Origin of the sequence: Sphingobium sp., from assembly GCF_041987595.1 — a bacterium.
Classification (GTDB): Bacteria; Pseudomonadota; Alphaproteobacteria; order Sphingomonadales; family Sphingomonadaceae; genus Sphingobium.
Map to the genome: position 1 here is coordinate 18247 of NZ_JBHIWJ010000050.1, position 11609 is coordinate 29855.

The 11609-nt window shown below is 63.3% G+C and carries 8 protein-coding genes; 5 read left to right on the forward strand and 3 right to left on the reverse strand.

Annotation, left to right across the window (positions count from 1 at the left end):
• Nucleotides 1–79 precede the first annotated feature (79 nt).
• On the forward strand, nucleotides 80–1072 hold the full coding sequence (locus ACFC3J_RS13695) for an IS110 family transposase (RefSeq protein WP_375196716.1): 993 nt from the start codon (nucleotides 80–82) through the stop codon (nucleotides 1070–1072).
• A gap of 340 nt (nucleotides 1073–1412) precedes the next feature.
• Here the strand turns inward: ACFC3J_RS13695 and ACFC3J_RS13700 are convergent, their stop codons facing one another.
• Together ACFC3J_RS13700 and ACFC3J_RS13705 are read right to left on the reverse strand one after the other, a co-directional pair.
• Nucleotides 1413–2318 carry a tyrosine-type recombinase/integrase gene (locus ACFC3J_RS13700; RefSeq protein WP_375196717.1) on the reverse strand — a complete coding sequence of 302 codons (906 nt, stop codon included), beginning with the start codon at nucleotides 2316–2318 and terminating at the stop codon, nucleotides 1413–1415.
• Complete coding sequence (locus tag ACFC3J_RS13705) at nucleotides 2318–2710, reverse strand: hypothetical protein (protein ID WP_375196718.1); 393 nt, start codon at nucleotides 2708–2710, stop codon at nucleotides 2318–2320. The genes ACFC3J_RS13700 and ACFC3J_RS13705 overlap by 1 nt, the downstream gene beginning before the upstream one ends.
• Before the next feature lie 917 nt (nucleotides 2711–3627).
• Here ACFC3J_RS13705 and ACFC3J_RS13710 point away from each other — a divergent pair.
• From ACFC3J_RS13710 to ACFC3J_RS13725, 4 genes are all read left to right on the forward strand, one after another.
• Nucleotides 3628–4209 (forward strand): RNA polymerase sigma factor, encoded by a 582-nt coding sequence (locus ACFC3J_RS13710; RefSeq protein WP_375196719.1) that lies wholly within the window; start codon nucleotides 3628–3630, stop codon nucleotides 4207–4209.
• Entirely contained in the window at nucleotides 4202–5197 is a 996-nt protein-coding gene (locus ACFC3J_RS13715) for a FecR domain-containing protein (protein ID WP_375196720.1), read from the forward strand. The genes ACFC3J_RS13710 and ACFC3J_RS13715 overlap by 8 nt, the downstream gene beginning before the upstream one ends.
• A gap of 90 nt (nucleotides 5198–5287) precedes the next feature.
• Nucleotides 5288–7864 (forward strand): TonB-dependent receptor domain-containing protein, encoded by a 2577-nt coding sequence (locus ACFC3J_RS13720; protein ID WP_375196721.1) that lies wholly within the window; start codon nucleotides 5288–5290, stop codon nucleotides 7862–7864.
• A gap of 5 nt (nucleotides 7865–7869) precedes the next feature.
• A complete protein-coding gene (locus ACFC3J_RS13725) occupies nucleotides 7870–9975 on the forward strand; it encodes an Atxe2 family lasso peptide isopeptidase (RefSeq protein ID WP_375196722.1) in 2106 nt (701 codons plus the stop codon).
• On the opposite strand, the gene ACFC3J_RS13730 is transcribed toward ACFC3J_RS13725, so the two are convergent.
• Nucleotides 9972–11609 (reverse strand): asparagine synthase-related protein (locus tag ACFC3J_RS13730; RefSeq protein WP_375196723.1); only part of this gene is annotated, 1638 nt, incomplete at its 5' end. The two genes, ACFC3J_RS13725 and ACFC3J_RS13730, sit on opposite strands and share 4 nt — an antisense overlap.

Below are 11609 nucleotides of genomic sequence, written 5' to 3' on the forward strand. Positions count from 1 at the left end.
AGTCGGTGGGGTGGTTGCTCCTCGCAGCTGGTAAGACGTGGTCCGTATCGAGCGGCCACAACCATGAGGAGAAGCAACCATGCGCTATTATGCCGGACTGGATGTATCGTTGGAAGAGACTGCGATCTGCATCGTTGATGAGGCGGGAAAGGTGATCCGGGAGCTGCGCGCGACCAGTGAGGCCGATGCGCTGATCGAGACGCTGTCGGCGACCGGCCTGGGCTTCGAGCGGATCGGATTGGAGGCATGCTCGCTGTCGTCATGGCTTCATCAGGGTCTGACGCGCGCCGGCCTGCCAGCATTATGCATTGAGACGCGGGCGGCGAAGGCGGCAATGGGCGCAATGCCGAACAAGACCGACCGCAACGATGCCCGTGGCTTGGCACAGATTATCCGGACCGGCTGGTATCGAGCGGTTCATGTGAAGAGCGCGCCATGCCGATCTGCGCGGGCGTTGCTCGGCGCACGTCGCACGATGTTGAATAAGCAACGCGACATCGAGAATGCGGTACGCGCGGTGCTGCGGGAGGTCGGACTAGAACTGGCGTCTGTTGATGCCGCCATCTCCGATATCGTCGAGCCGCTGCTCGCGGTCCTTGACACGATGGCGCGCCAGATCGAGCAGTTGACGAAGCGTGTGCTGGATGCGGTCCGGGTCGAGCCGATATGTCGGCGGCTGATGACGGTGCCGGGCGTGGGGCCGCTGACCGCGCTTGCCTCCCGGTCGACGGTCGATCAGCCCGAACGCTTCCGACGATCCCGCGACGTAGGCGCTCACCTCGGCCTCACGCCCCGACGCTACCAGTCCGGCGAGACCGATATCCAGGGACGCATCAGCCGATGTGGTGACGAGCTCGCTCGCACCGCGCTCTATGAGGCGGCGCATACACTGCTGACGCGCTGCCAGAAATGGTCGACACTAAAGGCGTGGGGCATGCGCGTGGCACAGCGCCGAGGCATGGCCAAAGCGCGTGTCGCCGTTGCACGCAAACTCGCTGTTATCCTTCATCGCATGTGGAGCAACGAGGCCGAGTTCCGCTGGAGCAAGGCGCCGGCGCCCACAGCAGCATGAGGAGAAACGAACCAGTTTCCGTCTGAAGGGCGGGTAGCGATCGTTCCCATGGGGACGATGGGCGAGATGACCTCGTTGAGAGTCCGGATCCTCAGGTTCGCCTGAAGGGCGCGACACAGCTTGAGGCATCTCGCTCTCCTGACCCCATCGTGCGGCAGCCAGGCGCTGACCGCGGAGAGAAGCGAGTGATCCATGGGAATGGGCACGAATGACAGTACGAGGAAGCTGCTTGACCCAGGACGCCCCAATCAGAGAAGGCTCTTAGATGGTGCCTGCGTTTGTTCCGGCGATCATTGAAAGCCTTCGTCGATCGAGCCAGCATGCATCGAAGGGGCCGTACTCAGCTCAGCCTGTTGATGGAGTCGCGCATATGATCCACGCTGACGCTGGAATAGCGCTGGACCATCCGCAGCGACTTCCAGCCCCCCATGTTCATGATGGTAATGAGGTCTATGCCCGCCATGACGCAGTGGGACGCCCAATGATGGCGCCAGTCATGGACGGTGAAATCCACTACCCCTGCGCGCTTGCAGGCGGTGGCGTGCTGATTCTTGATCGGGTTGCCGCCGGGGATCTTCGCCTTGCTGGTGTCGGAATAGGGTTTGCCCAACCGGTTGAGGAAAACATGCCCCTTTGTCGGCTGCCCTCGCTTCTCCCAGATCGGACGCAGCACGTCCAGGACGCGGGGATGCATCGGAACGGACCGGATGACGGCATTCTTGCTGTGGTTAAGCCGGATCGATCCTTGCTCCATATCAACGCCCTCGACACCCCACGGGAGCTGCAATGCCGTCTGGATGCGTGGGCCATGGAAGGCGAGCAGGGTGATGATCGGCTGTATATGCGGTGAGTAGGCCTCGATCAGCCGGTCGCGGTCTTCCTTGCTGAGAAAGCGCACCCGTTCATTGTCGAACGGGATCGCCTTGATGCGCAAGGGCGGAAGGTCGTGCAGGTCGTGATGGACGTTGATCGCGGCCTGAAACACGGCGCGATAGCGATCCTGACCCGCCGGGTCATGGCCGGTCAGATAAGCGCGGCGAAAATGCTCCCAGGCCTGCTTGGGCTCGCGCAGGCTGAAGTCGCCGATGAGGCCATTGAGCTTGCCGATGCGCAGGATGTCGGACGGGCAGGGGGGCTTTGCCTTCGTCAGGTAGCTTTCAAAAGCGTCGGCTATTTTGCCTTGCGCCACGATCGCGGCCGGGCCGAACATCAGCCGGTGCCGCAGCTTCGTTTCATGTTCCGCCATCAAGTGCGCCGCAGCATCGCGGTCACTCGTTCCTGAACTGAACTCCTTGACGATGATCCGTTTGTTGCCGAGCGCGATTGTTCCTCGAATATGGTAAACCCGGTTCTTCCCACGGGTACGGAAGGAGAGCATGTGATCTTCTCCAGCAGCAGCTGATATTGTGACTCTGTCGCGCGCATCTTTCCGCACGCATGGATGTAGGGCACGCCATGTTTCACGAAGGTCCGGCGCATCCATTTTGCGGGATCGGTGCTGTGCATGTTCAGCCGCGACAGGATGTCACGCGGGGTTAGGAGAGTTGCCGTCGGCGTTTCGCCAGCCGCCGGTGCCCCATGCAGCGTTGTCGCATCGGCTTGGCCGCGTGACTTGGTTAGGCGACGTCTTGTCGACATGGAGAAGCCCCTTTAGCTGCCGTCGCCCGTATCGTTCGACCGAGGGCTTGCTGGCGCGCTGCGCCTTTGAGTGTGCGGCGCAACGTCCGGCAGTATATGCACAGGGCGATCAGCTCGAGCATGCCGGGGTTTGGAAGCTCCGTCTTCTTGAATGGTGGAAGTTCGGGCATCATTTGCAAGCTCCTCGGCCACTGGGCAAAGAGCTTGGCGCCTGTCGCAGGTTGAAACAGGCATCGACCAGGATTTCCGACCGTCCCCGACCCGAACTTGTCGCCAGAAGCTCAAGCCGCCTGCTCATCTCCTCGGGCAGGAACAGTTGATGCCGGGTCTTGTAGTTCTTCATCGGGCGTTGGCCTGTTCATGACGATGTCCTATGGCCGCGGGCCAGCCCCGCGCCGAGGGATGTACAAGCGATCCGCTGCCATGAATGACTATCGCTTTTCGGCGGCCTGCAAGGGAATGGTCCAGATCGGCCCAGATCGGCCCGGATTGGACTTAAATGCGTCGATAGTGGGACCGCTGCCCTGGCCGATGCTCGACGTGGACGACCGGTCTGTCCTCGCGCATGAACTTAGGGCGTGTCAGAGATGCCTATCTCCACCATAGGCGATGCGGAAAGGGTGGAACAAAGCTGATTTCGATCTTTCTCTAACCTGTTGCACCGACTTGACATTACGATAATGTGTCGTGGCGTTTTCGTTGGAAAGCGCCGAGGTTTGAGCCCCTCGCTTGGGAAGGATAGACTCGTCGCGGAAGCGGCCGGGTGGTCGATGTTATGTCCAAGCCATTTATGGCCAAAGGCATCGACACGCGTTCTCAAGCGCGGCTCAACGCCCGGTTTTATCCGGCGCAACCTCGTCTTGTGCGAGGGAGCGGCGGATGGGATCGCAAGCCGGAACAAATAGCAGGAGCAGGCCATGAGACGGCCCGCTTCGGAAATGGCGCGCCTGCCGCTGGATGAGGGCGATCCCCTGCCGCCCGGGCATGATCGTGCGACCTGCTCGCCAGACTTGCTGGCAAGCCTGTATCGGGAGGAGCGGCCCTCAATGCTGCGCTTCCTCTCGCGATGGACCGGACATGACAAGGCGGAAGATGTCATACAGCAGGTTTTCAGTCGCATGGCCGGGAGGTCGGGCCAGGAAGAGGGAGCGATCCGGGCACCAAGGGCATATCTCCGCCAGGCTGCGCGCAATGTGCTGCGCGATGAGGCCAGGGCAGCAGAACGCCATTGTGCGCATCAGCATGTCCCGATCGAGGATCATTCGCTTTCCAGCGGGGATCCCGTCGCCGCGCTGGAGGCGCGCGACCGGCTCGTCCGGATCGAGGAGGCCGTGCTGCGATTGAAGCCGTTGACCCGCGAGATATTTCTGGCTTGCCGTCTTGATGGCTATAGCTATGCCGAAATTGCCGAACGGACCGGATTGAGCGTGCGAGGGGTCGAGAAGCAGATGACCAGGGCGATCAGGCAGCTTGGAAGGCATTTGCGGGCGCATGACTGAACCCGGCGGGGCAGAGATTCCCCAATCCATCCATGAAGCTGCCGAAAAATGGCTGGCGCGGCGTGCCGGGCAATCCGATCCGGCATTGGAGCGCGATTTTGCGCTCTGGATCGATGCGGATCCCCGCCATGGCATCGCCTATGACCTCGTCAAGCGCGACTGGCAGCTTGGCACGCTGCTGAGGGAGCGTAAAGTTGGGCGGACCCGATCGCTCGGGCGTGCGCCCTTCTGGATGCGGCAAAAGACGCATGTCGCGGCTGCCGGTCTTGGTGCCGCTATTCTGCTGGGGGTGGCGTCGGTAGGTCTCCTGCGGCCGGGTGGGCCTTTTGCCATCTCCGCGGCAGCGCAGGCCGCGGTCTATGAAACGGCAGTGGGCGAGATCCGGACGATCGGCCTTGCGGACGGATCGACCGTCATCCTCGACACGGCTTCGCGGCTTCGCGTGCATTTGTCGGGCGGCGAGCGGCGGCTCAACCTCGACCGGGGTCGGGCGCGTTTCCAGGTTGCGGAGGATCAGAGGCGCGTCTTCCGCGTTCGGGTCGCGGGCGGTGAGGTGGTCGCCCATGGGACGATGTTCGACGTCAGCCTGATCGGTGGGCATCCCCTGGTTACCGTTCTCGAGGGGTCGGTGGAATTGCACCGGCCCGATACCAGCGGAGCGCCAAGGACGCTCGTACCCGGCCGGAGCATGGCATTGGATGGGCACATGACCGAGCAGGCTGTATCCAGGGCGGAGGCGCGATGGGTGTCGGGCATGCTGGCCCTCGATGCGACGCCACTTGCGGAGGCGGTGGCGGCGATAAACCGCTACAACAGGACACAGATCAGTCTGGCGGAGTCCTTTCCCATGCCGCTGCGCGTGACGGGCGCATTTGGGGTTCGTGACCCGGAAGGGTTCGCGCGCGCGGTTGCGGCCAGTTTCCATCTCAAGGTGGAGCGGCCCGACAGCCGCACAATCCTGCTGGTGGCGCCGCCGACGCAGGCGTGATCGAACATGTAAAAAAATCTGTCGGGTGTTTTTGCAAGCCGGCGTCTTCCCACTGTCCCGCCCATTGGCGGCAAGGGGGAGAAGGCTACAATGTCTCGATTTTCATTATCCGCTCTGTATCTGTCCGGCAGTATCGTCACCGCCGCGCTCGCGGCCAGTGCCCCGGCGGTGCTTGCCCAGCATTCTGCCAGCATCGCGATGGCGCTGCCCGCGCAGCCGCTTGGCGCCTCGGTTCGTGAACTGGCCCTGCGCTCGGGGCAGACAATCCTTGTCGATGCTGACCTCGTCGCAGGGGTCAACGGGCCAGCGCTGCAGGGCGCATTCACGGTAGAGGCGGCGCTGGATCGACTGCTCGCCGGAACCGGTCTTGTCTGGACCCGGGTCGAGGGCAGTATCATCATCCGGAAAGGGCGCGGGTCCAGACAGGATGGGGACGCCGACGCCGATGAGGGCGTGCGTCTCCTGGTCACGGGCAGCCGCATCCGCGGCGCGCCGATCCCCTCGCCCGTGATGGTCCTCGACAACCGGGCCATCAGGGACAGCGGCCTTGCCGATCTGGGCGACGTCGCCCGCAGCCTGCCGCAAAGCTTTGGGGGCGGGCAGAATCCGGGCGTCGGCTTCAACGTGCCGTCGAGCACCGGCGGCAATGTCGGCGGCGGGTCCTCGGTCAATCTGCGCGGCCTGGGAAGCGATGCGACGCTCACCGTGCTCAACGGTCGCCGTGTGCCTTATGACTCGGCCCGTCAGGGCGTCGACATTTCCGCGATCCCGCTTGCAGCGGTCGACCGGATCGAGGTGGTGGCGGACGGCGCATCGGCCATTTACGGATCGGACGCGGTCGGCGGCGTCGTCAACGTGATCCTCAGGCGCGACTATGACGGCGTTGAAACCCGCGCCCGCATCGGCGGATCGCCGGACGGCGGGAATTTCCAGCAGCAATATGGCGTGCTGGCCGGCAGTCGCTGGAACGGTGGCGGCGGCTTCCTCACCTATGAATATGGCCGGAATACCGCCCTCATGACGAACCAGCGCAAATATGGCCGGATCAGGCCGGACCTGACCTTGCTGCCGGCCAGTCGCCGACATGCGGTGGCGGGCAGCATCCATCAGGATGTCAGCGACAATCTGACCATCGAACTGGACGGCCTCTACAACCAGCGGACGGGCGAATTTTCCTATCCCACAAGCACTGCCGCCAATCTTTCAGTCAGCCGGATCACCCAGAGCTTTGACAGCTATACGCTGGCTTTTTCAGGCGCCGCGCGCCTCTCGCTCGGGCAGTGGGAAATCAGCCTGTCGGGCAGTTTCGGCAAGGGGCGCACCTATTTTCAGGGCGACACCTTCATCAACGACCAGTTTTCGAGCCGGGCGTTCGGTCGCTATAATAACCACACGATGACCGGCGAGATCGCGGGCGACGGCCCCTTGTTCGCCTTGCCGGGCGGGGACGCCAAGCTGGCCCTGGGTGCCGGCATCCGGGCGAATGACTTCGCAATCTTCCGGGGTGTGGGCAATATCAACAACGCCAGGCCGTCGCAGGACAGCGTCTATGCCTTTGGCGAGGCCAGTTTCCCGCTTGTGGGGCCTGCGCAGGCCGTACCGCTGATGCGTAGCCTCAGTCTCAGCGCTGCGCTTCGCTATGAGCATTATCGCGGCCTTGCCAATGTCGTGACGCCCAAATTCGGCATGATCTACGCGCCGGCCGATTTTCTCGACATCAAGGCGAGCTGGGGACGATCCTTCCGGGCGCCAAGCTTCATCCAGCTCTATTCGATCGAACAGGCCATTCTCTATCCGATCACGACCTTCGGGGGGAAGGGCTATCCCGCAGGAACGACGGCCTTGCTGATCGCCGGGGGCAATAGCGACCTCAAACCGGAAAAGGCACGCAGCTGGTCGGCCACCATGGCCCTGCATCCGTTCGACATTCCGGGCGCCTCGCTTGAACTGAGCTATTTCCACACCCGCTATGTCGATCGCATCGTCAATCCGATCCCGACGGCAGCGCTCGCGCTCGTCAATCCCATCTACGCCAATCAGATCAGCTATGCGCCAACGGCAGCGCAGCTTGCAGCGGCGATCGCCCATGCGAGCCAGTTTCTGAACGGGGCAGGCGCGCCCTATGATCCGGCAAATGTCGCCGCGATCATCAATCGCGCCAATATCAATGCCGGTCGCCAGACGATCCGGGGCATTGATGCCCAGCTTGCCTACAAGACCGGCCTTGCTGATGGGAACATCGAGATGTCGGCCAATCTCACCTATCTCGACAGCGAGCAGCAGCTTCTGGCGGACGGCCCGGTCGAGCAACTGGCGGGACGATTGTTCAACCCGCCGCACTGGCGCGGCAGGGGCATGATCGGCTGGAGCAAGGGCGGCTTCCGCACCGCGGCCACGCTCAGCACGATCGGCGGCGTCAAGGATGTGCGCTCCACCCCGGCTCTGCACATTGACGGCATGACGACGATTGATATCAGCGCCCGTTATCGCTTTGGCGAGGAAGCGGGGCTGTTGCGCGGCGTCGAGCTTGGCCTTTCGGTCCAGAATATCCTCAATACCTTGCCTTCGGTCGTCGCGACCAGCCTCTATTATGACACGCCCTATGACTCGACCAACTATTCAGCGGTCGGCCGCTTCATCGCGCTCGAACTGGTCAAGAAATGGTGAGCGTCATGGACAGGACATCGATCGCGTTGCTGGCCGCGGGCGTCGCGCTTCTCGCCTTGCCTTCAAGGGCGATGGCGGATTGCAGCGACCTGCTGCCGGTCCCCGCGCCCATGATGGAGCGACGTGCCATCACGGCGCTGGATCTGCTCGGCCTGCGCGACATCGGGCGGGGCGATGGCGCCCTTCTTGGCAACAAGAGCCCGCTCGGACTTTCACCGGACGGCAGACAGCTCGCCTTCATCCTGATCCGGGCGGAGGCATCGACCAATAGCTATTGCATCGGCCTTGCCGTGATGGATGTAAAGCCATCCGCGAAGCCGCGGCTTCTCGATCAGGGCGGAGAGTTTATTGGCGGGACCGGCGATTATCGCGGGGTCATCTTGCCGACGGGATTTCCGATCCTGCTCGCGCCGTCCTGGTCGCCCGATGGCCGGTGGATCGCCTTCCTGCGGCGGGACAAGGGTGTCACCCAACTCTGGACGGTGCGTGCCGATGGCGGTCCCGCCCGGGCCGTCACCCATTCCCCCGTCAATGTGGAGCAATTTGCCTGGGGGCCTGATGGCAGGTCGCTTATCTATGCGAGTCGGACCGGACAGCTGGCGGAGCGGACCGCATTGGCGCGCGAGGCCGTGACCGGCTTTCGTTATGATGATCGCTATGTGCCGATGATGGACGACAAGCCCATGCCGCTCGCCACGACAGCCCTGTCCCTGTTTCGCGTCGATCCGGGTGGAGGAGAGGTCCGGCCCGGCGAAGAAGGTGACCGGGCGCTGCTGGGCCCCGATCCGATCGGCTATGAAGTTCTTCCGCTTTCGGCGATGGCCGATGATGGGCGCTTTATCCAGACGGAGCATGTCACCGCCAATCCGGCCAGCCCATGGGCGCTGGCCATGTCCTCTGCGGCTGGCGTGAAAATCCCCTGTCCGGGCGAGGCCTGTAGCGGCAAGTTTGCCGGGATTTGGTGGATGCCCCATGGTGGTCCCCTGCTCTTCCTGCGCCGCGAGGGCTGGAATGACCGGTCGACGGCGCTCTACCGCTGGCGGCCTGGCTACAGTCCGCCACGGAGAATATTCGTCACAAGCGATGTCATCAGCGGTTGCGTGCTCGCAGGCAGGGATCTTGTCTGCTTGCGTCAGAGCGCGAGCGTGCCGCCCCGAGTCGTGCGGATCGATCCGGGCAACGGGCATATGGATCTGCTCTACGACCCCAATCCCGAATATCGATCCATCCGGTTCGGCAGGGTCGAGCGGCTGGAATGGCGTAATGACCGGGGCCTGGAAGTCGCCGGGGACCTCGTCCTGCCTCCCCATTATGATGGACAAGAGAGGCTGCCCATGATCGTGACGACCTATCGCAGCAACGGATTTCTCCGGGGCGCGACCGGCAATGAATATCCCATCCATCTGTTCGCCGCGAAAGGCTTTGCCGTTCTCAGCCTGGACCGCCCGCCCCATGTCGGCGCGATCAACCCGCTCAACAAGGACTGGCAAAAGCTGCTGGCGGAAAATGATCGGGACTGGGGGGAGAGGCGCAGCATGCAGTCCTCGGTCATGACCGGGGTGCAGCGCGTCATCGAGATGGGGATCGCCGATCCGGATCGCATCGGCATCACCGGCTTGAGCGACGGTTCGAGCACGGTCGGCTTTGCCCTCATCAACAGCCGCCGCTTTGCCGCCGCCGCGATCAGTACCTGCTGTCTTGAACCTTGGACCGTGAACGCCACCATCGGTCCGGCCTTTGCCCGGAAGATGCGGACGCAGGGTTTCCCGCCAGCGACGTCCGACGATCGGGACTATTGGGAACCCGGTTCGATGATCCGCAATGCCGCGTCGATCGATACGCCATTGCTCATGCAGCTGGCCGATCGGGAATATCTGACCGCAATCGACGTCTTCGCAGCCCTGCGCGAACAGGGAAAGCCGGTCGACATGTATGTTTTTCCCGATGAATATCATAATAAATGGCAGCCGCGGCACCGGCTGGCGATCTACGAACGCAATGTCGACTGGTTCCTCTATTGGCTTCAGGACAAGAGGGATGCTGATCCGCGCAAGGCGGAGCAATATGCGATCTGGGACAGGCTGCGCCAAAAGCAGCCCTTTCCTCCCTAGCCCTGGGTCTGCCCCGCCACCCATGCCTCGACATCCGCAAGATGCATGATGCGGTGATAGGCCGTGTCCTGGACGTAACCCTCGCCGTCCAGGGCATGTTCGAGCAGGGGAAGGTCAAGCAGCCCGGCGCTGCGCAAATGCCCGTCAAGCAGCATGGCGCGGATGACGCGGCGGTTCGCGGTGAAGATTTCCGCGATATAGCTGTCGGGCGTGCCCTTCGTCCTGCGGTCGACGACGGCTGCCGGCAAGCGGTCGCGAAAGGCGTCGCGCGCCACGATCCGGTTCTGGCCTCGCCTGAACCACCACCAGCTCGGTATCCGCAGGCATGCTTCCACGACGGGTTGGGTGGTGAGCGGCGTCACATGGCGCACCGGGCTCCCGATATCATTGCCCTCGGCCCAGCCCTGGGCGGCGGTGATGAGCGCGATATGGGCGGCCGTCCCTGTTTCGCTACCGCGTGGCGGCTCCAGCCATGGATGGCGCGGGGTAAGAGCCGCGTCGCTCATGAGCTGCGGGGACAGAAACTGGGTCATAGGCCGCCAGCGATAGGCCGGCGACTGGCGGAACGCGCGTGACACTGCCCGGCCAAGCACCGCCAGCGCGCTCACATCGGCCATGGCCGCGATCGACCTGGCGGTAGACCAGCCTTCACCCAGGCTCCGTCCGCGCAGGAAAGCGTCGGTCACCGGCGCGATGGACCGCAAGGAAAAGAAGACATTGTCCCCGCCGCCACCATCGATGGTGAGATCGGCTCCGCTTGCCCCGACCGCCTCTTGAAGCAGGCGGGATGTGCCCTGCATGAAACTTCGGGCGAGGGGATTGGGTTGATCCTGGGCATGGGAACGGCTGATGTCGACCATGCCGATGTCCCATTGCGCTTCGACGATCGGCGCGCCCAGATGGGATGCGACCATCCGGGCATAATGGCGTTCATCGCCAATGGCACCGAGGCTGGCGAGATTGAAACAGGTAAAAGGGCAGCCATGGCTGCCGAGCGCGGCGGCCAGCACGGAGGAATCTATCCCGCCCGACAGCATGAGCAGGGCGCGCTGCGTCCCTGTGATGCTGGCTCGCGTCGCGGTCGACACCACGCGCCGGATCAGGCGCGCGGCCTCGTTCCGGTCATCGATCCAGTGGCGCCTGCCGGCGCGATCCCACGGGTTCCACGTCTGCGTAACCCTCAGGCCACTGGGGGTGAGGTGGAGGCGGGAGCCTCCCCGCAGTTCCTTCACGCCTATGAGGCAGGTGGAGGGCGAGGGGATATCCCTGAGCGCCAGGCGGCGTAGGATGGCGGACCATTCGACCCCATGGGACGTCCACCCGGCAAGCGACAGCAGGGCCATGTCGGACGCAAGGATCATCTGATCGCCCCGCATCGCATGGAAGCAGGGCAGGCGCCCGAAGGCTGAACGCAGGACATGAAAGCCACCTGTATCATCGCGTAGGATAGCGACAAAATTACCCCAATGGTCCTGGCTGAAGCGATGAAGTCCCGACGGATCGCCGGGCGTGAAAGCCGATGGAAGGGTCGCCGGATCGCTCTTGCCGGTCGCGAAAATGGGGCCGATGACAATGCCGATATCATCGCCCAGATGCCGGATTTGTCCGCCGCCGCCTGCGACCAGCATATCGTC